Source organism: Slackia heliotrinireducens DSM 20476, assembly GCF_000023885.1.
In the GTDB taxonomy this organism is placed as follows: domain Bacteria; phylum Actinomycetota; class Coriobacteriia; order Coriobacteriales; family Eggerthellaceae; genus Slackia; species Slackia heliotrinireducens.
The window spans coordinates 2,829,928-2,853,382 of record NC_013165.1 but is presented as its reverse complement, the minus strand read 5'-3'; the positions used below and the strand labels follow the sequence as shown (position 1 = coordinate 2,853,382).

Below are 23,455 nucleotides of genomic sequence, written 5' to 3'. Positions count from 1 at the left end.
GAGATGAAACTTGTAAAAAGCAAAATGGTCAAATTGCTCTTGAGCTCGGCTTTCGCAGTTGCTTTGGCGGCAACTGTTGCCGGCTGCGGCTCCAGCGACAAACCTGAGGCTGAAAGTGAAGAGTCCGCCGACGGAACGGTTACGCTGACCTGCTTGGCCGACGCGACTCCGCACGCAGAAATCCTTCGTTGCATCGAGGACGACCTGGCCGCTGAGGGCATCAAGCTCGACATCGTATCCGAGGAATGGGATGCCACGTGGAACGAGCAAGTCGAGAACGGCGACGTCGACTTCCATTACGACGCATACGTTCCGTACCTCGACGAATGGAACGCCTCTAATAACGGTCATCTGGTAGGATTGGGTTCTATTCACTTGGAGCCGCTGGTTATGTGCTCCGAGACCCTTTCTAGCCTCGACGAGCTTCCCGACGGCGCCACAATCGCCATCAAGGAAGACGTCACCAATCAGTATCGCTGCCTGAAGCTCCTCGAACAGGCTGGCCTGATTACGCTGAAGAGCGACATCAGCCTGTCCAACGCCGATACGAGCTACATCGAGAGTAACCCGAAGAATCTGGAGATCGTGGCCATGGACGCCGACGTCATCCTGAACACGCGCCAGGACTTCGACGCCTACATCACCAATACGAACCGCCTTCTGGAGGCTGGCCTTGACCCCACCGATTACCTGGTGCGCGAAGATTCCACCGAATCCCAGTTCGCTAACGTCATTTGCGTGAACGAGGCCAATGCCAACAACCCGGCCATCCTGAAGATGGTCGAGCTGCTGGAAACGGATAAGGTGCGCGACTTTATCAACGACACCTACGACGGAGCTGTCATCCCTGCGTTCTAGATTTCTGCAGTACGGTAAAGACAATGAACCAAAAGAGGCCGCTCGGGACATCCCGAGCGGCCTCTTCATTGTGAACGCTACGGATTGGACAATCACGTCAATGCGAGTACGACGTTTGCCTTTGCGAGGGCGAACGTCGGGTCTTCTTGTTCGGGCTCTGCCGCCGCTGACGGTCGTTCGAACGGCGAGCCTCATGTTGTAGGGCAAGGCGAGGTCCGCCGATGGACGACGTTCGGCGAGGGGCATGACCGATGGAGCTGCGCAGATCCGTCGTTGCCTACAGCTCGATTCCGATTTCCAAGATTTCCTTCATCAGGGGAACCACCCTGCCTGCGGGTGCATACTCGTAGATGCCCATGCCGACGACGTTTCCCAAAGGAGAGCGCAGTATGGCCAAAAGCTCGCTCGCCTTCAGGCCCCCTTCGGCGGGAACCGGCGCGTTTAGGTCGCCGTGCGCGTCGAGCCAGAGTATGGCGAGGTTGCCTTCATACCTGCTGTTGAGGTACGTGATTGCGGGAAGGTCGGCATCGCACCCACCGCCGAGCATGAGCAACTTGTCAGGCGCGGCTTGGGCCAGCTGCTCGGCGGCTTTCCCCATCTGCATGCTGAGCACGTCGAACCCTTTGATGCCGCCCTTCGAGGCAAGCGGGGGTTTCGGCGTCTTCAGAAACGGGCATCTTCTTGTAGTCGCGGCCGCCGAGGTACAGCCTTTCGAGTTCGATGGCGCCTTGCAGGGTGACGGGGTCGGCACCGCCTTGCCATTGCGGGTTCACGAATATCGGCTTCAATGGTCAATCATTTCTAAGGACGTACGCTTCCCTTCCCGCATTGTAATGCCTGGGCGAGGTTGCGGCTGGGCGGAGGTTTCTTTCGGATGATTGCGGAGGTTGGCAGGGCTTTCTCATGGGCCTGGATCCCATAGGCGGGCGCTCAGTACCTTCCCGCGTGCTCTTCACGGGCCTTGGCGGTTACCGCCTTGATGAACTCGGCTTTTGCGTCGGTGTATGCGTTTCTGTCGTGCTCGAACTGTTTCCAAAGGCGAAGCTTCAAGGCCTCGTAATCCTTGGCGGTCTGGGGGTGCGCGTTGAGGTAGTCGCGAAAATACAGCTCGTCGTTGTCTCCGATGCACCGCAGGTGGACGTGGTAGACCTTCTCGGCGAAGCCGTCTTTCGTGTATCCGAGGTTGAGGGAGATTCGATTCCCCTCGTTCGACATCATAATGAAGCCGGCGCCCTCCAGCGCTTCCGCCGCCTTCTTCATGTCGGCGCCTGCGGAAAGCTCGACCATGACGTCGACAATGTTTTTGGCCCAAATGCCGTCCACTGCGGTGCTGCCAATGTGGCTGATCCTCTCAACTGGGTAGTCGGACAGCAGCTCGGCGATGTCGGACGCTATCTCCGCATATTGCTGACGCCATGCGTCGTTATGCTCCACGAGGGATATGGGGAAGAGTTCCCAGAGCTCTTCCAGCGTCATGTCCGACAAATCTTTTCCCATGCCTTTTCTCCAAGGACCGGTTTTCGTATCCGGCTATCATTCTAAGGCACGAGACTCGTTGTGGTATGGGTGTATGTTCTGGTCTCGTGGCGAATTGCGGGCCTCCATTGGCCCTACGAGCGCGACCGCAAGGGCGCGATTGGGTTCGACCACCTGAAGCATCCCGGACATCCCAGGCATCGGAAACGAGTTGAGTGATTATGTGTTCAAGCATGGTCTGATGGTGACCGTCGAGTAGCCCAACCATTTCCGTTCGGGCTCAAGTGGGCAACGCAAGGAGCTCGTCGACTGCTGATTGGCGCGGTCGTGCAACGAAAAACTCGAACATGGAGCACTTGAGGGGATAATCTGCCGCGCCTAGCTGTTTTCCAAGCAACCGGAAAGCCTATCGCCTTATGTTACGCCTCATTTTTGTTTGAAGTGAGGCGTAACATGCTTAGCAATGGTCGGCAAAGGCGGCTGCGTGCGCGGTTCTGCGCGGATTATCCCCTCAAGTGCTCCGGAATCCGGATTTCCGTTGCATGGCCGGCAGAATCGTGGCTGTGGCGGGTGTCGTCGCGGGCATTCGCAGAAAGCAGGGTCTGCTTCACGTTGCTTGCCATGCGGCTCTCCTCGCACATCAGGAATGCGGTGCCGCAGTACACGCCTTCTGCACCAAGGGCAAAGGCGGCGTTGAATGCGCGACGATCGGCAATACCGCCCGCTGCCATCACGGGGACGTTTTTCGCTGTGTCCTTGATCAAGGGAACAATCGAGAATGTCTCGAGCGTCATGCTGGGAAGCGTACCGCCCTCGTCGAAGCCTGTGGCAACGATGATGTCAGCGCCGGCCTCTTCAGCGGCGCGGGTGTTTTCGGGAGTGGGGTTGAGCGAGCGGTAGACAATCTTGATGCCGCGCTCTTTGAACTGGCCGAACATGCGGATCATCGACTTGTTCGGTTCGCCTACGAACGTAACCACCGGCTTTTGGTGGGGAACGCCAGGGTCGGACAAATTACGAACGGGGGCCTGAAACACTTCAGACCCCCGTTCACATATGGCGGGTTTTCGCGAAAATCCTGCTCGCAGCCTTTAAATTGCAATGCCCAGCAGGATCGATGCGGTGAAGAGGAAGATGACCGAAGAAACCATGTCCGTAACGGAGGAGATCATCGGGGTGGCCATAAGGGCGGGGTCGACGCCGATTTTCTTCGCAGCCATGGGAAGGGTGCCGCCGAACAGCTTCGCGAACATGACGACCAGGATCATGGATATGGCGACGGTGAGTCCGATCAGCGGGGGCTGCTGGTCGATCAGGATGATCTTCAGGAAATTGAAGGCGCTGAGCACGACGCCCAGGCAGATGCTCACGCGCAGTTCCTTCCAGAGGACTTTGAAGATGTCCTTGAGGTCGACTTCGTCCAAGGAAAGTCCGCGGATGATGAGGGTCGCCGTCTGTGTGCCTGTGTTGCCGCCCGTTCCCATGAGCAGAGGCAGATAGCCAACCAGCACGATGACTTGCGACAGGACGGATTCGAACTGGTTGATGAGGCTGCCCGTGACCATAAGGGCGACCGTCATGAAGAGCAGCCACGGCAAGCGGTTTTTCACATGGCGGAACACACCCAGGTCCAGGTACTTCTTGCGCTCGTCGTCGCCCATAACGCCGACCATGCGCTCGATGTCCTCGGTGGTCTCTTCCTCGATGACGTCCATGACGTCGTCGACGGTGATGATGCCAACCAGCCGATGCTCGTTGTCGACAACCGGAATCGCCAGAAAACCGTACTTCTTGAAGGCCTCCGCGACCTCTTCCTGGTCGTCGTACACGTTCAGGTAGACGTAGTCGGTTTCCATCAGGTCGCTGACCAGCTTGCTGTCATCCGAGATGACCAGCGTTCGCAGCGAAACGATGCCTTCCAGCTTTCTGTCGGCGTGTTTCACGTAGCACAGGTAGATGGTCTCGCTGTCCATGCCGACCCGCTTGATGTGGGCCAGGGCATCGGCCACGGTCATATCGTCTCTCAAGGCGATGTATTCGGGCGTCATCAACGATCCGGCGCTGCCCTCGGGATAGTTGAGGAATTCGTTGATGAGCCTTCGTTCGTCCCTAGGCGTCTTCTCCAGGATCCTCGAAACGATGTTGGCCGGCAGCTCCTCGAGCACGTCGATCTTATCGTCGAAGTCCAGTTCCTTCATGATGTAGGAGATTTCCCGATCGGTGATGGCCTGGATGATGTCGGCCTGGTCGTCGCCGGGCAGGTACGAGAACACGTCGACGGACACGTCTTTGGGAAGCATTCGAAAGAGGATCACGGCCTTGTCCATGCCGAGGTCTTCCAGGATGTCCTCGAGCATCTCGGCAATGTCGGCGGCGACGTAGTTCATAAGCACGTCGCGGGCTTTCAGGTAGGCGCCCTCTTCCAGATACGCCATGATTTTACCCAGGTCGCGGTCGAAATGCTGGTTCTTCGTGTCCATGTCCAGGGTTTCGACTGTTGTATCGACGCTACCCATGGCAGGCCTCCCTTCCTACGCTTCACGACCGTATCTCCTATTGTATAACAAGTGATTCAATAATCATGCGAGCGATTGCCGGGATTGAGGTTGGTTTGTGTACAGGAGTTCTCCCAGGGCATACCCAGCCGCCTCTACGGCTTTGCAACGGCTTCGGTATCGCCCGGAGAAGAGGCGTTCAGGCCTCGACTACCTCTTTGCGGCGGGGGTGACCAGGCAGACTATCGGCCTGATAGAGGCGGGGGAGTTCAACCCTTCGCTGAAACTCTGCATATCAATTTGCAGAGCACTCGGCGTTACGCTCAACGACCTGTTTTGGGAGGATGAGGATGATGACGAAAATCAAGACTAAGTTCACGAATAGCTACCTTGACGAATGTCAGGAGCAGACGCTTCTCAGGATCGAACGTAACGGCTGCTGGCTGGCCTTTTGGGGACTCCTTGTCGCGCTGATCGTGCAGCGGGTGGCGTATCCCGCGGATTATGACATCACCAAGGGCGAGATGGTCGTGTTATTGGTTTTGGCAGTCTATTTGACGGTCGCATGTATGCGCGAGGGCGTCTGGGACCGAAGACTGCGCCCCGATGCCAAAACTAACGCTGTTGTTTCCTGCATCGCAGGTTTGGTGCCGGGCTTTGTTATGTTCATGCAGGTGTACGGCAACTTCCCCGACAAGATTGTCGGCTGCATCGCCGCAGGTGCATTCGTGACTCTTATGGCAGGTGGCTTGTGCTTTGCCGTGCTTTCCATCTTGGCCGCGGCCTATCGAAAGCGCGTCGCCGAGCTCGAAGCAGAACCCGATAATGAGGAGTATCGGCTGCGTTAGGCGTTGCCGTTCGGCATGCCATTGCGCTTGGCCCATACGCTATCTTGAAAGACAGTACTAGCATCTGCTCTAGCGATGAATCATACTCCTGTTGGAATGATTGTCAGCCACAGCGGATTGAAAGGATGATACGTATGGCATTCAAGAATCTGGGCAGCGCAGGCGAACTGTTCCCGCAGTCGGTGTTCATCATCGCGAGCTACGACGAGAACGGCGTGCCGAACGCCATGAACGCGGCGTGGGCGGGCGAGTGCAGCCGCCACGAGATCTGCTTCAACATCGGCGACCACAAGACCACGGCCAACATCGTGAAGAAGGGCGCGTTCACCGTATCGCCGGCAGACGCGGCGCACGTGGTTGAGGCCGACTACTTCGGCATCGCCACGGGCAACAAGGTTGACAAGGCCGCCGCATCCGGCATGACCTTCACGAAGTCCGAGTTCGTGGACGCGCCGGTCATCGAGGAGTTCCCGCTGACCATGGAGTGCGAGGTCACGGACGTCCAGGGCGACGAGCACGGCGCGCGCATCGTGGGCCGCATCGTGAACACCCGTGTGGACGAGTCGGTGCTTGACGAGAAGGGCCGCGTGGACTTCGACAAGATGCGCCCGATCGTCTACGACAGCACGCGCCGCATCTACCGCGTGGTGGGCGAAGAGGTCGGCGGTGCCTGGGACGCCGGCATGAAACTGATGTAAGCTCGCCAGACAGCTGACGGAAAGACGCCCCGCGCCATCGTCTCGCAAGGGATGTTGGCGCGGGGTTTTCGTGTCTCGGATCAGCAGGGCGATGATGCGATTGTCGCAGGACGATGGCGCGAATTGTTTATGCGGCCGGAGACATGGTGCGCGCCGTCGTTGGGGGGCGAATTCGTGTCGACGGCGGTGGACAACACGGATGGGCGCCCCATGATGTGTGTCCGTGCAACGAGAATCGGTTTTCGTGTGCACTTAGGGGGATAATCTGTAACAAATCACGCGTCGGCATGCCTCTGATGGTCGAAGCAGCAAACGATACGCCACAGAGCAGTCAAGATTGTGGCGTAACGTTTGCTATAAGACTGACTAAAAAGCGAAGATGACGCGGTTGCGTGCAGATTATCCTCCTAAGTGCACAAAAATCCCGATTCTCGTTGCACGGATGGCTCTGCCGAGGCGATTCGGCGGGGTGCGCGCTGCGCTGTCGGCATCTGAGGCTAGTTTCGAACAGGCAGCTCCACTACGCGGTCGGCCGCCTCGCGAATGAGCTCGGTATCGTGGGTGATGACGATGACTACCTTGCCTGCATCTCGCAGGGTGCGCAGCAGGTCCGCGACCTGGCGCATGTGGGGAAGGTCGAGCCCGCTGGTGGGTTCGTCGAACATGAGCACCGGGTTTTCCGCCATGACGCCGCTGGCTATGGCGACGCGTTGCTTCTGCCCGCCCGAAAGCGCCATAGGGTGCACGTCGGCCAAATGGGCCAGATCCAGCTGCTCGAGTACCTCTCTTGCACGTGATTCAGCCTGGTCAGGCGGCATGTCGGCGGGCGCGCTCAGCACGACCTCCTCAAGCACGCTGCTGGTAAACAGCTGGTGGTTCACGTCCTGCAGGATCATGTAGCACAGCTGCGTGCGCTCCTTCGGCTTGAAGACGCGTCCGCCGAACTCGACCGTGCCGCGCCCCTTGCGCAAAAGGCCGCACAGCAGATGGGCGAAGGTGCTCTTGCCTGTTCCGTTGCGCCCGACGATCGCCGTGATCTGCCCTGCGCCGAATTCGAGGTGCGGGATGCTGATGCCGTTGTCGGAGTTGCGATATCGGAATTCGAAATCACGGCATACGAGCGTGTCGGCGTTCCCGCGCTTGGCGTCACGGTCCAGTAGGCCGGCTGGAATGTCCACGGCATCGAAGGCTCGCAGCTCGCGCGAATAGGCGTCCTTGCTGGTCATGGATGCCAGCTGCGAGGCGTCCAGCTCCTCAACGATGCGGCCTTCCTTCATGATGACCAGGCGGTCTGCAAGGTCGGCCAGGTAGTACAGCCGATGCTCGGCCACCACGATGGTCTTGCCCTTGCTCTTCCACAGGGCCAGTACGCTGCGCAGATCGTCGATGCCAGCCGTGTCCAGGTTGGACGACGGCTCATCCAACACGACGATTTCCGGTTCGGCCACGGCAACCGATGCGCAGGCGACCTTCTGCTTCTCGCCGCCCGAAAGCGCGAAGATGCTACGGTCCATCAAGGGCTCCAGGTTCATCTCGCCCACGACTCGCCTGATGTCGGCGCGTATCTGGTCCGGGTCGATGCACCGGTTCTCCGAGGCGAAGGCCAGCTCGCTAGTGGTGTCCACGTTGAAGAACTGGCTGCGCGGGTTCTGGAACACGCTTCCCACGTGCGCCGACAGGTCGCTGATCTTGGTCGTGCGCACATCCAGGCCGCACACCTGGGCGCGCCCTTCGAGCTCGCCCTCGTAATAATGGGGTACCAGCCCGTTGATCAGGCGCGTTATGGTGGTTTTCCCGCAGCCGGAGCCGCCAGCCACCACGACGAACTCGCCCGGGCCCACGTGCAGGCTCACATCCCGCACGCCGCTCGTGCAGAGCTTGGCGCCCGTAGCGTCGGTCCCTTTGTACCCGAATGATATGTTCTCGAGATGAATCATCGTATGACCAGCATGTATCCGAGCATCGCAATGCTTGCCGCCACCAAAAACCAATCCAGCGCGCCGAACCGCACGTTGCAGATGTGGGTGCGCGGGCAGCCCACATCCAGCCCCTTCGTGAGCGACGCCGCCGACAGCTCGTCGCCGATGCGCAGCGTCGACATCATCAGGGGCACGATCACGTATTCGAGGTGCGAAAGCACGCCGCCCTTGGTTCCGCCCAGGCCGATGCCGCGCATGCGCATGGCGTTGCTGATGGCCTTGCTTTCTTCACCCAGCGTGGGGAAGAAACGGAACATGACCGACAGGGGAATGGTGATCTGGTCGGGCATGTGCATACGCTTCATGGCGGTCACGAACTCGCTCACCGTGGTCGACGCGAACACGTAATACGCGAAGGCCATGCCCGCCAAAAAGCGCGAGAACGCACCCGTGGTGAACACGATCACCAGGTTCAGCACCCCTTGGGTGTTGGGAATCACGAGCTTCTCGGTAAGCAGCATGGCCACGCAGATTACGCCGTATACCAGCGCAGCTTTCGGCTTGCGGATGATGAAGAAGCACACCAGCGGGACAAGGGCGCACGCGACCCGCAGCACATAGTCGATTCCGTCGAACCCCGTGCCCATGACCACCACGTTGATGGCGATCAGCATGGCAAGCTTCGTGCGCGGATCGAGCGCGCTCCTGTAGTTCTCGTTTGTGTACTGGAAGTACTGCATGCGCCTGCGATTACGCCATGCCGGCCTTCACGAAGTGCTTCTTGAGCACCTTCGAGCCGATGAAGCCGCCCGCCAGGCCCGCGACGAAGATCAGAACGATGTTCACGAAGAACATCCAGTCAGGCGTGATGCCGGCCAGGGTCTGCACGTACGCGTCGCCGTAGCCCGAGCGCAGGCTTTCCAGATAGGCGTCGTGGTAGCCGAAGAACATAGGCAGCGCCATGCCCATGATCCACAGGCTGAAGATGGCGCAGCCCACAACGGATTTGCTTGTGCTGCTGTAGTTCGAGCTCTTCAGGAACAGGTCGGCAAGCAGGCCGGCGGCCACGCCGAACAGAAGCGCCGGCAAAGGCCGTCCCATAAGCACGGTCACCAGGCCCAGGATGGTTCCCATGAGCGTCACCATGCTGAATTTGTCCACGCGGGTCAGAAACAGCATGAACGGGATGGCGCCTATCAGCGCGCAGGCGGCGGGCATGATGACCATCAGGATGGGAATGAACCCGATGAAGGCCACCACCATGCAGACCACGAAGTACAGTGCCGTGAAAATACCGACATTGATCAGGTCTTTCGAATTGATTTTGCTGTCCATTGGAAATCCTTTCGTCACGGGCGCCTAGTGGGTGAAGCCCACGCTGGCGTCCCTTTTCACTACCATGTTGCAATAGGGGCCCTGCGCCGCCATGAGCTGTTCGTGGGTTCCGCGCTCGACGATGCGGCCGTCTTCCACAACCAGAATCTCATCTGCGCTGGCGATGGTGTTCAGGCGATGCGCGATTACCAACAGCGTCTTGCCCTGAACCAGCTCGCCGATGGCCTTCTGAATCTGGCTCTCGTTGTCCGCGTCCACCGATGCCGTGGCCTCGTCCAGAATGATGATGGGAGCGTCCTTGAGGATGCAGCGTGCGATGGAGATGCGCTGCTGCTCGCCGCCGGACAGGCTCGCGCCGCCTTCGCCGATTACCGTGTCGAAGCCGTCGGGCAGCGCCATGATGAAGTCGTAGGCCTGCGCCTTGCGCGCCGCAGCCACGACCTCTTCTCGGGTGGCGTCCGCACGCCCCATGGCTATGTTGTTGAACACCGTGTCCTGGAACAGGTATACGCGTTGGAACACCATGGAGATGTTGTCCATGAGCTGGGCCAACGGAACCTGGCGGACGTCCTTGCCGCGCACGAGCACTTCGCCTGCGCGCACGTCCCAGAACCGGGGGAGCAGGTTGGCGATGGTGGATTTGCCCGAGCCGGACGGCCCCACCAGGGCGCACATGGAATCCTTCTCGACGGAAAGCGACACGTTGTCGAGCACCGTGCGCTTGTCGTATCCGAAGCTCACGTTGCGGAATTCGATCTCGGGTACGCCCGCGGGCGCCGTTGCCGGCAGCGTGTCCGTGCCCGTGTCGGCCAGCTCGGCCTCGGCGAACACGGCCTCGATGCGGTCGAGGCACGCGTTCATCACCGTCAGGCGCGCCACCTGCCCGTAGAAGGAGAGCAGCGGCGTGAACAGCTCGAACACGAAAATAAGCATACCGACGAAGAACGCCAGGCTTAGCGTGCCGTCCTGGTACAGCATCCACGCAAGCGCCAGCATGGCCGCCGACCCCAGGCCGTAGATGGCCCGGATGGCGAACGACCACGGGGCATAGTCGTACTCGAAGGCCAGGTTGGCTTCGCAGTTGTCTTCGAAGCTGAGCGAAAGCTCCTTCGACTTCTCACCCAGCATGTTGTAGGTCTTGATGATGCCCATGCCCTCGGTGAAGTCGATCACGGCGTCGGTCACTTGCTGGGCCACGCGCTGGCGTTCGTCCGAATGCATGAGCGTGTTCTTCTTCATGGCTTCGCCGACGGCCCACATGAGCGCCATGACCACAAGCGTCAGAAGCCCCAGGCGCCAGTCGAAGACGAGCATGAACAGGGCGAAGATGACGGCGGCGAACAGGTAGCTCATCAGGTCGGCCAGAACCGTCATCAGGTTCTCTTCGATAAAGACCATGTCGGTGGAGAGCACCGAGCTGATGCGCCCGATGTTGCCTTCCGTAAAGAAGCCCATGGGCATGCGGCGCAGGTGCGCGGCCAGGTCCTTGCGCCAGTCGGCGAGGATTTCGAAGCCGGCGGCGGATTGCAGGCTGTCGGCGCGGTACTGGAAGATGCACTGGACGGCGACGCACGCCACGAGCGCTGCGCCGACGATGATGCAGGTCGAGCCCGTAACGGAGCCCTCGATGAAGCCGGCGATCAGGAGGAAGGCCACCATCAGGGGCGCCTTGCTGAAGAACGCCTTGAGGAATGAGAACGCGGCGGCGGCGTAGATGCGTCTGCGGTAGCTTCCCGCCAGCCGAAGAATACGTTGCAGCAGCTGAATCATGCCCGCACCTCCCATTCGGCCGTCTGTTGCGCGGCGGTCCATAGGCGTCGATAGGTCTCGCTGCTTTGCAGCAGCTCCTCGTGGGTTCCCTGGGCATCGATCGACCCGTTGTCCAGCACCACGATCTTGTCCGCACCCACCACGGTATGCAGGCGATGCGCGATGATCAGCACGGTTTTGCCTTTGATCACTTCGGAGATGGCCGCGTTCATCTTCTCCTCGTTCTCGGGGTCGATGAATGCCGTCGCCTCGTCCAGTACGATGACCGGGGCGTCTTTGAGAAGAGCCCGGGCAAGCGAGATGCGCTGACGCTCGCCGCCGGAAAGCATCTTGCCGCCGTCGCCGGCCATGGTGTCGATGCCGTTGGGCATGCGCTCCAGGAAGTCGTCGCATTGGGCCAGGTGAGCCGCGCGCAGCACCTCTTCACGGGTGGCGTCCGGTCGGCCGATGCGGATGTTCTCCAGCAGACTGGTGTTGAACAGGAACTGCTCCTGGGCAACGTAGGAGATCCGATCGTTGAGCGCTTCCAGTCGCATGTTGGTAATGTCCTGGCCGCCCAAGGTGATCGACCCGCTGTCCAGGTCGTAGAAATGCACCAGCAGCCGCGCCAGGGTGGACTTGCCCGAGCCGGACTCGCCCACCAGGGCCACCATCTGGCCTTCGGAAATCTCAAGGTTCACGTCGTGGATGACTTCGTCGTCTTTGTAGCTGAAACAGACGTCTGTAAACGCGATGTCATGTCCTGCGCCCTCGAAATCGCGGTCGGAGGCCTTCAGCGGCGGGTGCTCCAGCAGCCGTTCGAGCTCTTGGATTTTGAAGTTGAGCTGGGGAATCTTCCCGCCGAACGCCATTGCCTTCAAAAGCGGCGTGCCCACTGAGAAGGACATGCATATGACCAGGATGAAGTCCGCCAAGGAGCTCCAGCCCTGCAGCACGAACCAGCCGCCGACGGGAAGCGAGAACAGTGCGACGCAGGGCAGCACACTGCTGTACAGGGCCATCCACGGCCAGCACACCTTGTACCAGTCCAGCGTCATGTCGCGGTAGTAGTCGATGTCGCGTTCGAAGCGCGCGTAGCTTTCGCCGTCGCGATTGAACACCTTCACCACTTCCATGCCGTTGACGTACTCGATGATGGTGTTGTTCATTTTGGCGCCGGCGGCGTAGTAGGCGCCCATGCGATCCATACCCACCTTCATCATCATGCCCATGGCCCAGATGCCGAAGGGGAGCGACAGCAACGAGAGCAGCGCCAGCTTCCAGTCGACGAAGAACATGGCGAGCAGCACGGCCAAAGGAACGCACAGGTTGCCGATGCCTTCGGGAATGGCGTGGGCCAGCAGCAGCTCCACCGTGTCGATGTCGTCGGTGAACATTTTCTTGATGCGCCCGTTGCCCAGGTCGCGGATGGCCCCGAGGGGCTGGGACTCCAGCCTGCCCTGCAGCGCTATGCGCAGGTTTTTCAACGTGTTGAAGGCGGACTTATGGCTGAGCGATAGGCCATGCACATACAGCACCGCGTTTCCCAACAGGCATAACGCCGTTAGGCCTACGTACATCAGGATGGTTTGGAAGGACATCTGCCCGCCCGCCACAAGCGGGGCGATGATCCGGTAGAGGAAGAAGTACGGCACCACGCCTAGGATGACCGCGACGCTGATGGCGACGGCTGCGCGCACGGTGTAGACGATGTATGCCCCCATATAGGGTCTCACACTGCTGAACATGGTCCTTGGCCAGCTCCTTTCCTATAAATGTTAGAAAAAGCTAACTCATATGTCGAAAACAAGGCCTCCTCGGAGGCCCGTCCGGATCGGCCGATTCTGTTAGAATCCGAGCACGGCGGTCCAATCGAACAGCTTCGCAACAATATTGCTGTGCTGGATGGCTTTCTCCCGGGGAAGACCGTGGACGATGGGTTCGAACATGGTCGACCAATAGGCCGTCAGAAGCATATGCAACTCCTCCTCGTCGATCACGTCATCGATGATGCCCCGCCTGTGGGCTTCTTCGATGAAGCGGTACGATCGGGCGGTCACGTCGTTCACGAAGTCGTGGATGAAGTTGGCATGGCGCGTTCCTTCGGCGTGGCACAGCAGCAGGCGGAAGCCGTCGTGGTTGTCGTAAAGCATATCGATGATTTCGCGCTGGGTGTCCGGCGTGAGCTCCCAGATGAGCTGCAGCTCCTTCGCGCTCAGGCGGTCATAACTGATGGACTCCCGCTGGTCGGAATACTTCGCTACCAGCGCCAGCGTGGGAGCCACAACCGCGTCGAACAGCTCCTCCTTGTTCTTGTAACGCTTGTAGAAAGCGCCCGTGGTCACATTCGCCTGCGCACAGATCTCCCGCAACGACACCTGGTCGAAGGGTTTGGAAAGGAATTCCTTCCGGGCGCTTTCCAAGATGCGCGGGTCTATGCTCTCGTCGGGTTTGGCCACGATGCTTCAGTTTCTTCCCTCAGCTGATAACCTTATTATCGATAACGACGTTATCCTAATGCGGCGCGATGATGCTGTCAAGAGAGATAATCGGCGTCGTCCCGTTTCGGCGGCAGGCAGCAAAAACGCGACGCAGGTGCTGTGTCCATGCGTCGCGTTTTTGCGTGTGCATATGGTTTATTTGACGTCGCTCAGGACCGTTTCGACAATCTCCTGGGAATCCATGGTCATGACATCGACCTGGTTGGCGGGGTAGGCAAGAACCCACATGGTGCCGGTGGCCTCGGGCGCGCTGATGTCGACGGTGTAGTCGCCGGGATCATAGCCGATCTCCGTGTAGCCGTAGCCGTCGTAAAAACAATCGCTTCCCAACTCCTCACCGTTCATGCTGGTGGTGGTTATGACCTCGCCAGGGTTCGACTCGAAGTTCGCCATGATGACGAGCGCTTCGCCTTCTGCAAGGGTGACATCGACGGTTGCTTCCGTCACGCCTTCGCCCAGACGGACCTCGGCGCCGCTCACGTCGGTCAGCTGCTCGACGCCAGGCGTCCCGTCGCCGTCAGTGGATTCAGGGGTATCCGATCCGCCGCATGCCGTCATGGCCACCGATAACGCTGCTGCAATCGCGAACAGTGCAATGCCTTTGTAGAACTTCATGGTCGCGCATCCTCCTAACGTAGACGGTCCGTTCTCGAAATCGGGAACCAACAAGGTCGAAGCCTCAATGATCCCGTTGTAAACCCTGACATCCCCAACCCGCCTTGACATGCGCCATGTCGACGGGGTGCGGCGTTTTCCGCCGTTCGCCTGGGCCTACTCGTCGATGATGTAGGGATGGTAGTCGAACACGTGCAGGTGCAGGGCGTGCGACAGGTATTCCAGCGATGCCAGGCCGCCCACGCTGTTGCCCTTCTCGTCCAGCGCCGGGCCGTACACGCCGATGCCCATGCGCCCCTTCACGCTGCAGGCGATGCCGCCGCCCACGCCGCTTTTGGCGGGGATGCCCACCTTCACGCCGAACTCGCCGGACCCGTCGTACATGCCGCAGGTGAACATGATGCTGTTGATGGCCCGCGCGTGACGTGGCGAAATGATGTGCTCGCCGGTCATGGGGTTCTGCCCGTCGTTGGCCAGCACCAACCCCAGCGTGGCCAGCGACTTCGCGGTCACGTTCATCGAGCACAGCTTGAAGTACAGGTCCAGCGTGAGGTCTGGCTCGGCCATGAGCACGCCTTTGCTCTTCAGCAGGTACGCGATGGCGCGGTTGCGGTCGCCCGTGAGCGCCTCCGAGCGGTAGACGGGCTCGTTGAGTTCGATGTCCTCGTCCTGGCACATACGGCGTGCGAATTTGAGGATGTCGGAAAACTCCACGTGGTTGGCAAGCAGGCTTACCACCTGGATGGCGCCTGCGTTGATCAGCGGGTTGAATGGCAGGTCGCTTTTCGTGTCCAGTTTGATGATCGAACTGAACGAGTCGCCCGAAGGCTCCATCAGCACGTGCGAGAACACCTCTTCGGTGCCGAAGATCTTCAGGGCCATGGCCAGGCTCATGACCTTGCCTACGCTTTGGACGGAGAACCGCGTGTCCACGTCGCCGCAGCAGACCATGGTGCCGTCCGTCCTTTGCGCCGCCAGACCGAACGCATACGCGTCGGCGCGCGCCAGCTCGGGAATGTAGGTGGCCACATGGCCTTGTCCGAGCACCTTGCATCCCAGTACGTAGGCGTGTTGCAGGTGCTCCTCAAGCACGTGTGCATCGTGGCGCCAATCAGGCATTTCGGCGTTGGTGTGCAGTTCTTGGTCGTCTTGCTGCATGACGGCTCCTCTCACGGCTGGTCTTTCGGTCTTGTGATGGCTCGATTATGCATCACAGTGGCCGTTGCCGTAAAGGGCGCGAAACGTGCGCCGCGCTTGAAGCGCGGCGCACAGGCTGAGTCGCATCCGTTTTCTACGAGAACAGGCGCACGATCCACGCCGTCGCCACGCCGACGGCTGCGCCGGCGCCTCCGCAGATGATTGCTTTCTTCATAATGTCTATACCCCGATGCTTGGATTCGCGCTGCGCCTTGATTTCGTCGATGGGCACTCCGTTGCAGAACGCCCTGATTTCACGGTAGGTTTGCACGTCGTACTTCTTTTTGTCGTGGTCGACAAGGAAGGCGAAGTACAGCGACAGCGCCCACACGACTGCGCCCGATGCGAGGGCAAGCCAGTTCTCCTGGGCAAACGCCACCACCATGATCACGAGGGACACCGCGAGAAGAACTCCGTACAGGGTTGCATTACGCTTGAGGGTTTTCACTTCGGCTTCTGCAATTCTCAGATCGATCATGGCTAGGTCTCCTTTCACGAGGGCGTCGATGGAGGTGTTGAAAAGCTCTGCAATCAACGCGAGGCTCTGCACGTCCGGATAGGACTTCTCGTTCTCCCAGCTAGATACTGTCTGGCGGCTCACGAACACGTTCTTCGCGAGTTCCTCCTGAGACATTCCCGACCTGGTGCGCAGGTCCTTGATCGTCTTGCCGACTTCCATGTATCCTCCTTTTCCTTACCTTGCAGGCCTCACCCTACATGTTTTCGTCTCCATCGTCTGTCAAATGAGCCTGCATGAGGCCGACGGCGCTGTCAAAACTACTTTACAACGCCGAATACCTGGGATTTCGTCCTTAGCGACATGGCTGAAACCAGCTTATCGGGCTGCTGTGGAGGGCATTGCGGCGCATGTGTGCCGGCTCGGTGTCAGTGGGCTGTTTGTTGCTTTCCTTACAATTGTTCTTCATTATGCGGAATTCTCGGGATTCCAAAGGAGCCAAGAGCCAAAGGAGTTGACCGACGCGGCCAAAAGAGCCGCAAGATGCCGCCAGTAATCGGCGCATCCGCAGATGAAGGGGCTGAACTCGGCGAAAGGCATGCGGCGTGTCAGGTAAGCCGCCCTGCTTGTTTCTGCCTTTGAACGGAGGACATCATGCCCAAAGCAATCAGAATCCTGTCGCCCGTGCTTCTTCTTGCAGCGGTCTATTGCGGTTGGATTCCCGTGGACATCGTCAGACCGGAGTGTGGCGATCTCGCGGAGCTTTTGTGGGTTGTCATGCCGCCGCTTGCCGGCGTGATGAACGTGGTCAGTGCGTATACGGACCGGGGCGTGGGCAGTCTGCGAAGGCTGACGTTCTGGGGGATGCTGCTCAAGCTGTGCCTGATCCCCTTCTATCTGCTGCTTTTCTTCGGCGGGTTCACCATCTTAGTCGCATTGGCAGTGGTGCCTGGGCTCATCTTCGCGGTGCCCATTGCAATGGCCATGTTCATCGTGATGGGGTACGCATTGCAGCTTCTCACGTCGTCGTACGGTTTTGTTGCTGCGGCACGCGCCCGCGAGCAGGGGCTTGTCGGCGGAGGCACGGCGACTTTCCTCATCATGCTGCATGCGGTGCCCGTCGCCGATGTCGTGGCTGCAATCGTGCTTTTCGGGATGGTGAGGGAAACGGACGGCGAGCAGGCGCCGAAGGCGGCTGCTGCCTAGACGTGGCGATTGAACCTGAAAGGATATGCGAATGGACGAACGTGGATATGCGGGAAACGGAGGAATAGAAGGGCCGAGACGAGGCGCGGTTCCGCATAGGGGACCGCGCAATGTTCTCACGGTTGCGGCAGTTGCAATTGTCGCCATTCCCGTTCTTGTACTGGGCGGATGCGTGTATTCCTGCGCTGTTGTTCCGTCTTCGCCTCTCGACCAGCCCATGAGTGTCAGCATGGTGCTGGACGCTCATCCGGGAGAGGTTCCAGCCAATGCCGAATGGCGCGACACGATCGCCGAAGCGGACTCCGCTGCCGAGGGCGGGCAGGATGTCCTGGTGGTCGAAGATTATCCCGATTCGGGCGAGGCTCTTGTGGTCCAGCCGTCGGGGTCGCCCAAGTGCCCGGCGATTCGCATGGACAAATATGTGTACGAAGAGGGCCGATATGCTGTAACCGGGTTCTGGGGCGCGAGCCAAGCGCAACCGGGAAAGCGGGCCAGCCCGATTGAGCCTCTGTACGATTACACAACGGCCGAAGTGGCCGCAAACTCCCTTTCAAGTTGCCTATCCATGGACAGCCACGTTGCGTTCGGGGTGTCCATGGACCCGTCGGTGCACGACCTGACCATCGGGGGCGTTTCGCCCACTTGGGTGCGGGAAATAGACCTGGACGGGGAGACCTGCTACGTGTGGTGTTACGAGGATATGGACGTGCGAGCCATGTTTTACGCAGCCGGAGTGGACGCCTCGGACTTCACGCTGAGGGAGGTCATCGATGGTTTGGACATCCGGGTGGGTGACGAAGCGCCGTACTAGAGGCGTACGGCGCTCCTGACTTTTTTGTTACAGCTTCATGTAGTCGGGCAGGTCCTCGAAGCCGATGGACCGGTAGAGCGACTTTGCCATCTGGGAACTTTCCAGATAGATTTTGCCGATGCCGCGGGCACGCGCGTCGGCGATCAGGAATTCGACCACTTTGCGGCCGATGCCCCGCCCACGCAGTTCAGGCACCGCGAAGATGTTCATGAGGTACCCGCAGGTGCCGGTCGGGTTGTCCGGCGAGGGCATTTCGTGCTGATAGCAGATTCCGCCGCAGCCCACGATGCGCCCGTTTCCCGTATCCACCGCGAAGCAAGCCGTGTGCGTTCCGTCGGGAACATGCTCGCGATAATATGCCTCGTTGGCGGCGCGCAGGTCCTCCATGTCGGCGTCGTCAGGTGTCGAAAACACCTCGCGCAGCACCCGTATGCGCCATTCCGTCAAAAGTTTCAAATCGTCTGCCGACGCCTTGCGTATCTCTATGCTCATAGGCCTTACGCCACCTTCATCACGACGGGAAGTTTCGTTAGGTCAGGCTTGCCGTTCGCATTAAGCGGGATGCTGTCCATCTTCACGATGAACTCGGGAATCATGAAATCTGCCAGGTTCTGTGCCAGGTCGCTTCGAATCTGCGACGCCGAAAGTCCGTCATCTCCCGGAACCACGTAGGCGATCATGTAGGAGAGCCCCTTTTCGTCCGTAAAGGCTCGCACCACAGCCTGCTGCACGTTCTCGATTTGGTGGAGACGAGACTCCACTTCCATAACCTCGACCCGCTTGCCGTAAATCATGACCTGCGTGTCCTTGCGGCGCAGGAAGGCGATGTCGCCGCTGTTAAGCAGATAACCCAAATCGCCGCTGCGATACATCGTAGATCCGTCTGCGAGCTGCACGAACGCACGGTTCTCCTCCTCGTGGTCGCCCGCGTAGCCGCGCGAAACGCCGCCACCGAAAATGCAAAGCTCGCCCACCTGGCCGTCGGGCACTTCCGAACCGTCTTCGTCCAGGATTTTGATCTGGGCCCCTTGCACCGCCTTGCCGATGGGGTAGGTGCCGTCCTCCAACGGCTGGCCGTCCCGACAGCGGAAAAACGATGCGCACACGGTGGTTTCGGACGGGCCGTAGGTGTTGTAGACTTCGGCCTTGTCCACCAGATTGTCCACGTGGTAGCCTCGAAGCACGTCGCCGCCGCTGATCAGCAGGCGCAGCGACGCCGGGATGCTCGGCAGGCCGTTCATCTCGGCAAGCAGGTACGGGAAGCCGGAAAGCATCGTCACGCCGTGGCGCTCCACGAAGGCCATCAGGCTGGTCACATCCGCCTTGTCCTCATCGGTGGGGATGGCACATGCCGCTCCGGAAAGCAGGCTGGCGAAGACTTCCTCCACGAAGATGTCGAACGAGCACACCGAGTACTGCAGCATGACGTCGCCCGGGCCCGGATGAAACTCGTGGGCGAACGCGCGCACGTAGTGGCACACGTTGCTGTTGGTGACGGAAACGCCCTTCGGCCTGCCCGTGGTTCCCGAAGTGAACAGGATGTAGGCCAAAGCGTCGGGGTCTTGCTTGTAGATGCGTCCGTTATTGGTTGGATTGTCCGCGCCGGCCGGGCCGTCGGAGTAGACCTTGCAGTACCCCTCAAGCTTGGCGGCGTATTGCTCCTGGGTCACAACGAAGTCCACTTCCGCTTCATCCATCATCTCGTGGATGCGTCCTATGGGGAAGCTGGGCTCGGCGGGTACGTAGAACGCCCCGCATTTGAGCACCGCGAGGATGGACGCCACCATTTCGGCGCAGTGGCGCATCACGATGCCGACGGAGCGCGTTTGCGAAGGGAATCCGTCCGCGATGTCGTCCACCATGGCGGACAGTTCTGCGAACGTGAGCGTGCGGTCGTTCTCGATGATCGCCGTTGCCTGGGGTCTTGCTGCCACCTGGTCGGCGAACATCCCATAGATGGTACCTGCTGTCTGTAACTCCATAAAATCCTTTCTCGCGTGACTTAGGCGAGGATTGCCTTGATGCCTTTGGCGCTGCGCAGCGCCGCATCCTGATAGTGATCTCCTGGGTTGAGCTCGTAGGTCACATCGATGCCCTGCCTGCGGTAATGCTTCGCCAGCGCAACGTTGCGGTCGGCAACGGTGCTCAGCAGCGCGTTGTTCGTGCGCGCCTCCTCATCTCCCAACGAGAGATACAGCCGCTCGGGTGTTCTGACCGTTCGGCGCGCCGTGGCGTATTCGACGAAGTCGGGAAACCACAGCGACCCCGACATGCTGGCCACGCGTGCGAATTCGCCGCACTGGTACATCGACCAGATGGCGAAAAGCCCTGCCAGCGAGTAGCCGGCAATCGCCGTGTAGGCGGGCGACCCGCCGATGGTCTGGCGGGCCTCAGGGATGATGCGTCCCAGCAGAAGCTCCAGGTAATCCTTCGCCCCTCCGGTGCAAGGCGTGTCGTCCTCGGAAAGGGGAGGGCAGTGCCAGGGCGTCATGTCGTGATCCCAGCGCAGGTTGCCCACCACCAATAGGCTGCAATCGGGAGCCTGTAAGGAGCGCATGGCCTTGACCACCGAAGCGCCGTCGCCGGTAAACGTGTTGAGCACGACCAGCGGGCTGTTCTCGGATTCGCCGAGATAGAGCGTCGCCGTCTTGCCTTCGACATCGAAGGATTGCTTCTTCATGACCAACGTCGCTACCTCCTCCGAAAAGCGGCGCTTGCAATTGGTGGTACATTTATTAAACTATGTTCAAATTAAATATCAAGTACGCAGTATTTCAATACATAGTACGGACATCTATATTGGGGGTAGGGTAATGGCCGAATATATGTCCTACGAGGAGTATCTTGCGAACGTCAAGAAGGGCATCTTGACCGACCGGGGGAACTGCCCGGTGACTCCTCTTCTAACCATGCTGCGCGGCAAATGGAAGACGCAGGTGCTCTACGAGTTCTGCGTGCATGACCGCGTACGGTTCTGCCAACTGAAGAAGGACCTTCCTGGCATAACGAATACGATGCTTTCCACCACGCTGCGCGAGCTGGAGTCCGACGGGCTCATCTTCCGGGAGCAGTTCAACGAGATTCCGCCGCGGGTCGAGTACGGCTTCACCGAGATGGGTCGCGATCTGCTGCCCGTGTTCTACGAGATCATGCGTTGGGGATTCAAACACGAAAACGAGGTGCTTGCCGGCAGCGTCGACTAACTGCCGGGTTGCCTCCGTCATATCCGTCCGCATGGCCGCGGGCGCACAAGCCGTCTGGCGGCGGCTTAGGCGCTCACGCCGCCGTGCATGTGCGCTTCGCCCCACTTGTAAAGCTCGTTGAGGGTGGGGAGCAGCGCCTGGCCGGTTTCGATTAGGGAATAATCCACTTTCGGCGGCACCGTGCCGTAGCTGCGGCGGACCACAAGGCCCGACTTCTCAAGCTCGCGTAGCGACTTGGTGAGCATGGTGTTCGTGATGCCCGGCATGCGGCGCTTCAGCTCGTTGTAGCGCGTGGCCTCGGCCTCGTGCAGATACCACAGGATGGGAAGCTTCCATTTCTGCCCCACGATGTCCAGCGCATGCAGGATGGGGCCAAGGACCGCTGCTGTTCGACCCGGAGTTTCCCCACAAGCTGGAATCGGGCGAATGCGACGACTCGGGATGCGTGTCGTGCAACGCCTGCTACTCCACGTCGGAACACCGTTGCAGGATCAGGAGGTAGGCCATGGCGCTGGACAAGAAAGGATCCCGCTTTGCGCTCAAGGTGCGCACGAAGCGCGGCCCGCAGCTCGACGGCGTGCTGTTCTGCGACACGGCCGAACCGGCGGATACGGTGCTGATCGCCATCACCGGCATCCACGGGAACTTCTACTCCAACCGCTTCTACGTCACCTTCGGCGAGGCCCTGAATTCCGGCGGATTCGACTTCGTCTACGCGGGACAACGGGGACGGAGCCTTTTGTCCCGCGGGGCACCTGAACCTCGGCGGCTCTACGGGCTACCGCAGATACATTGGCTTCCTGACGAAGACGCGTTTCAATAGGTCGGCGTTGGAGTTCAGCTTTGCGTTCGGCCGGTATGGGGCTGCGTTAAGATCGATGCGCCCCACCGCCAGCTGGCAGAAGGTTTCCACCGTCACCTCCAGGTCGGCGGCCTCATCGGTCTTGAAAACGTCGGTCGCCTTGCCGTCGGCGAACCGCACCGCGTACGTTCCGGTGTTTTCTTCCAGCACGGCGTCTTCCACACGGATGCGATATGCGCCGGCGCCTTCGGGATGGCGCATGGCGCGCAGCACCCGTTCGACGTCCAGCACGCGGGCCATCACGTGGCCGTCCAGACTGCGCTCGACGTTGCCGCATTCGGGAAGGAATACACTTAGGTCCAGGTCAACTGGCAGTTCCATACTGACGCCGGTAGCCTTGGCGCGCATGCCGTATATGAATCCGAACACGCTGTGCAGCGCGTCGGGCGTGGCGAAGGCCAGCTCGGTCACGGCCAATGTTCCTGTCCAGGGGGTTTCGGGGCCGACGACGTAGACGAAGGTGAAGTACGCCTGGGCCGTTCCGTCCTCGTCCAGGAACAGGTAACTGTAGTGGGTCTTGTCGCGGTGGTCCCAGCTGCGCTCGCCGACTTCGCCGTTGCCGCGGAGCTCCCAATCCCGCGGCGATTTCAGATTCGCGAGATTGTAGCGAAGGGCGAAGGCCTCGTACACCTTGCGGGCCGCGTCAGCATCCTCCTGACGTTCGACGCGCTTCGCCGTAAGTTCCTGCTGGAACCCTGAAAACTGGTCGATGCCTGCCTTCTGCACCAGCATCTCCGATGCAGATTCGAAGCCGAATTTCCTATAGAACGCGAACGAGAAGGGGATGAGCAGGGCGAACATGTGCCCGGCGGAACGATATTCCCGCAGCATGGCGTTCATCATCGTGCGAGCTGCGCCGCCGCCCCGGGCTTCAGGCAGGGTGCCTATCATGTGGAGCTCCGTGCAGTCGACGATGCCGCCGTCAAAGGTCATGCGATGCTGGATCGTCGTGGCGGCCGAGGTCATGCGGGCAGATTCGTCGAAGGCGCCCCATACGTCTCCCATGGGGTGCTCGGCGTTCTGCTTCGCCTCGGATTCGTCCTGGTCATGCAAAAACGCCGTGGCAATGAGATGCTCCGCTTGAAGCCGTTCGGCTTCGGTTTCCAGCTTCCGTACAAGGATGGTCATAGTACAGCTCCTGATCTCATTCGACTCTTGACCGGGCGGGACGACGGGGACGGAGGTTATTGTCCCTTCGTTGACGCATGCGTCAACGAAGGGACAA

General features: G+C 59.9%; 26 protein-coding genes. 8 read left to right on the top strand and 18 right to left on the bottom strand.

Going from position 1 to position 23,455, the window contains the following annotated elements; translation table 11 throughout:
• Nucleotides 1-3 precede the first annotated feature (3 nt).
• Entirely contained in the window at nucleotides 4-858 is an 855-nt protein-coding gene (locus SHEL_RS12705; protein WP_012799684.1) for a MetQ/NlpA family ABC transporter substrate-binding protein, read from the top strand.
• Between the two features lie 277 nt (nucleotides 859-1,135).
• Here SHEL_RS12705 and SHEL_RS12700 read toward each other — a convergent pair whose 3' ends face one another.
• The 4 genes from SHEL_RS12700 to mgtE all read right to left on the bottom strand — a co-directional run bounded on the left by SHEL_RS12700 (nucleotide 1,136) and on the right by mgtE (nucleotide 4,850).
• A complete protein-coding gene (locus SHEL_RS12700) occupies nucleotides 1,136-1,462 on the bottom strand; it encodes an arginase family protein (RefSeq protein ID WP_232001658.1) in 327 nt (108 codons plus the stop codon).
• Nucleotides 1,463-1,788: 326 nt separating this feature from the next.
• Complete coding sequence (locus SHEL_RS12690) at nucleotides 1,789-2,355, bottom strand: GrpB family protein (protein ID WP_012799683.1); 567 nt, start codon at nucleotides 2,353-2,355, stop codon at nucleotides 1,789-1,791.
• 482 nt (nucleotides 2,356-2,837) lie between these two features.
• A complete protein-coding gene (locus SHEL_RS12685; protein ID WP_197720361.1) occupies nucleotides 2,838-3,314 on the bottom strand; it encodes a nitronate monooxygenase in 477 nt (158 codons plus the stop codon).
• A gap of 111 nt (nucleotides 3,315-3,425) precedes the next feature.
• Entirely contained in the window at nucleotides 3,426-4,850 is a 1,425-nt protein-coding gene (gene mgtE / locus SHEL_RS12680) for a magnesium transporter (protein WP_012799681.1), read from the bottom strand.
• A gap of 97 nt (nucleotides 4,851-4,947) precedes the next feature.
• On the opposite strand from mgtE, the gene SHEL_RS15780 reads away from it, so the two are divergent.
• The 3 genes from SHEL_RS15780 to SHEL_RS12665 all read left to right on the top strand — a co-directional run bounded on the left by SHEL_RS15780 (nucleotide 4,948) and on the right by SHEL_RS12665 (nucleotide 6,375).
• The gene (locus SHEL_RS15780) at nucleotides 4,948-5,202 is read left to right on the top strand and encodes a helix-turn-helix transcriptional regulator (RefSeq protein ID WP_331852454.1); all 255 of its coding nucleotides are present in this window, start codon (nucleotides 4,948-4,950) and stop codon (nucleotides 5,200-5,202) included.
• Nucleotides 5,183-5,677 (top strand): DUF6773 family protein, encoded by a 495-nt coding sequence (locus SHEL_RS12670; protein ID WP_050749593.1) that lies wholly within the window; start codon nucleotides 5,183-5,185, stop codon nucleotides 5,675-5,677. The genes SHEL_RS15780 and SHEL_RS12670 overlap by 20 nt, the downstream gene beginning before the upstream one ends.
• Before the next feature lie 134 nt (nucleotides 5,678-5,811).
• Nucleotides 5,812-6,375, top strand: a complete 564-nt coding sequence (locus SHEL_RS12665) for a flavin reductase family protein (protein WP_012799679.1) — start codon at nucleotides 5,812-5,814, stop codon at nucleotides 6,373-6,375.
• 497 nt (nucleotides 6,376-6,872) lie between these two features.
• Here the strand turns inward: SHEL_RS12665 and SHEL_RS12660 are convergent, their stop codons facing one another.
• The 9 genes from SHEL_RS12660 to SHEL_RS12620 form a co-directional block, all read right to left on the bottom strand.
• Nucleotides 6,873-8,312: an ABC transporter ATP-binding protein gene (locus SHEL_RS12660; protein WP_012799678.1), complete on the bottom strand. Its 1,440-nt coding sequence runs from the start codon at nucleotides 8,310-8,312 to the stop codon at nucleotides 6,873-6,875.
• Nucleotides 8,309-9,034: an energy-coupling factor transporter transmembrane component T gene (locus SHEL_RS12655; protein WP_012799677.1), complete on the bottom strand. Its 726-nt coding sequence runs from the start codon at nucleotides 9,032-9,034 to the stop codon at nucleotides 8,309-8,311. The genes SHEL_RS12660 and SHEL_RS12655 overlap by 4 nt, the downstream gene beginning before the upstream one ends.
• Before the next feature lie 10 nt (nucleotides 9,035-9,044).
• Complete coding sequence (locus tag SHEL_RS12650; RefSeq protein WP_012799676.1) at nucleotides 9,045-9,629, bottom strand: MptD family putative ECF transporter S component; 585 nt, start codon at nucleotides 9,627-9,629, stop codon at nucleotides 9,045-9,047.
• 24 nt (nucleotides 9,630-9,653) lie between these two features.
• Nucleotides 9,654-11,399: an ABC transporter ATP-binding protein gene (locus tag SHEL_RS12645; protein WP_012799675.1), complete on the bottom strand. Its 1,746-nt coding sequence runs from the start codon at nucleotides 11,397-11,399 to the stop codon at nucleotides 9,654-9,656.
• Entirely contained in the window at nucleotides 11,396-13,126 is a 1,731-nt protein-coding gene (locus SHEL_RS12640) for an ABC transporter ATP-binding protein (protein ID WP_012799674.1), read from the bottom strand. Before SHEL_RS12640 ends, SHEL_RS12645 begins: the two co-directional genes overlap by 4 nt.
• A 99-nt stretch (nucleotides 13,127-13,225) precedes the next feature.
• On the bottom strand, nucleotides 13,226-13,837 hold the full coding sequence (locus SHEL_RS12635; RefSeq protein ID WP_012799673.1) for a TetR/AcrR family transcriptional regulator: 612 nt from the start codon (nucleotides 13,835-13,837) through the stop codon (nucleotides 13,226-13,228).
• Nucleotides 13,838-14,014: 177 nt separating this feature from the next.
• Nucleotides 14,015-14,494: a hypothetical protein gene (locus SHEL_RS12630; protein WP_012799672.1), complete on the bottom strand. Its 480-nt coding sequence runs from the start codon at nucleotides 14,492-14,494 to the stop codon at nucleotides 14,015-14,017.
• Between the two features lie 156 nt (nucleotides 14,495-14,650).
• A complete protein-coding gene (gene glsA, locus SHEL_RS12625) occupies nucleotides 14,651-15,652 on the bottom strand; it encodes a glutaminase A (RefSeq protein WP_012799671.1) in 1,002 nt (333 codons plus the stop codon).
• A 133-nt stretch (nucleotides 15,653-15,785) separates the two neighbouring features.
• Nucleotides 15,786-16,370 carry a helix-turn-helix transcriptional regulator gene (locus tag SHEL_RS12620; RefSeq protein ID WP_012799670.1) on the bottom strand — a complete coding sequence of 195 codons (585 nt, stop codon included), beginning with the start codon at nucleotides 16,368-16,370 and terminating at the stop codon, nucleotides 15,786-15,788.
• A 432-nt stretch (nucleotides 16,371-16,802) separates the two neighbouring features.
• Here SHEL_RS12620 and SHEL_RS12615 point away from each other — a divergent pair, with 432 nt between their 5' ends.
• Both SHEL_RS12615 and SHEL_RS12610 read left to right on the top strand, forming a co-directional pair.
• Entirely contained in the window at nucleotides 16,803-17,354 is a 552-nt protein-coding gene (locus SHEL_RS12615) for a DUF6652 family protein (RefSeq protein ID WP_012799669.1), read from the top strand.
• Between the two features lie 31 nt (nucleotides 17,355-17,385).
• A complete protein-coding gene (locus tag SHEL_RS12610; RefSeq protein WP_012799668.1) occupies nucleotides 17,386-18,165 on the top strand; it encodes a hypothetical protein in 780 nt (259 codons plus the stop codon).
• 27 nt (nucleotides 18,166-18,192) lie between these two features.
• On the opposite strand, the gene SHEL_RS12605 is transcribed toward SHEL_RS12610, so the two are convergent.
• From SHEL_RS12605 to SHEL_RS12595, 3 genes are read right to left on the bottom strand one after another with little or no spacing between them, the layout of a single operon-like run.
• Nucleotides 18,193-18,657, bottom strand: a complete 465-nt coding sequence (locus tag SHEL_RS12605) for a GNAT family N-acetyltransferase (protein ID WP_012799667.1) — start codon at nucleotides 18,655-18,657, stop codon at nucleotides 18,193-18,195.
• Nucleotides 18,658-18,662: 5 nt separating this feature from the next.
• Entirely contained in the window at nucleotides 18,663-20,147 is a 1,485-nt protein-coding gene (locus tag SHEL_RS12600; protein WP_012799666.1) for an amino acid adenylation domain-containing protein, read from the bottom strand.
• Nucleotides 20,148-20,167: 20 nt separating this feature from the next.
• Nucleotides 20,168-20,845 (bottom strand): alpha/beta hydrolase, encoded by a 678-nt coding sequence (locus SHEL_RS12595; RefSeq protein ID WP_012799665.1) that lies wholly within the window; start codon nucleotides 20,843-20,845, stop codon nucleotides 20,168-20,170.
• Nucleotides 20,846-20,978: 133 nt separating this feature from the next.
• Between SHEL_RS12595 and SHEL_RS12590 the strand changes: the two genes are divergently transcribed.
• The gene (locus tag SHEL_RS12590) at nucleotides 20,979-21,368 is read left to right on the top strand and encodes a winged helix-turn-helix transcriptional regulator (protein ID WP_012799664.1); all 390 of its coding nucleotides are present in this window, start codon (nucleotides 20,979-20,981) and stop codon (nucleotides 21,366-21,368) included.
• A gap of 65 nt (nucleotides 21,369-21,433) precedes the next feature.
• On the opposite strand, the gene SHEL_RS12585 is transcribed toward SHEL_RS12590, so the two are convergent.
• Entirely contained in the window at nucleotides 21,434-21,715 is a 282-nt protein-coding gene (locus tag SHEL_RS12585) for a winged helix-turn-helix transcriptional regulator (protein WP_012799663.1), read from the bottom strand.
• Between the two features lie 158 nt (nucleotides 21,716-21,873).
• On the opposite strand from SHEL_RS12585, the gene SHEL_RS12580 reads away from it, so the two are divergent.
• On the top strand, nucleotides 21,874-22,191 hold the full coding sequence (locus SHEL_RS12580; protein WP_012799662.1) for an alpha/beta fold hydrolase: 318 nt from the start codon (nucleotides 21,874-21,876) through the stop codon (nucleotides 22,189-22,191).
• Here SHEL_RS12580 and SHEL_RS12575 read toward each other — a convergent pair.
• On the bottom strand, nucleotides 22,147-23,358 hold the full coding sequence (locus tag SHEL_RS12575) for a GNAT family N-acetyltransferase (protein ID WP_012799661.1): 1,212 nt from the start codon (nucleotides 23,356-23,358) through the stop codon (nucleotides 22,147-22,149). The two genes, SHEL_RS12580 and SHEL_RS12575, sit on opposite strands and share 45 nt — an antisense overlap.
• Nucleotides 23,359-23,455: the final 97 nt, after the last annotated feature.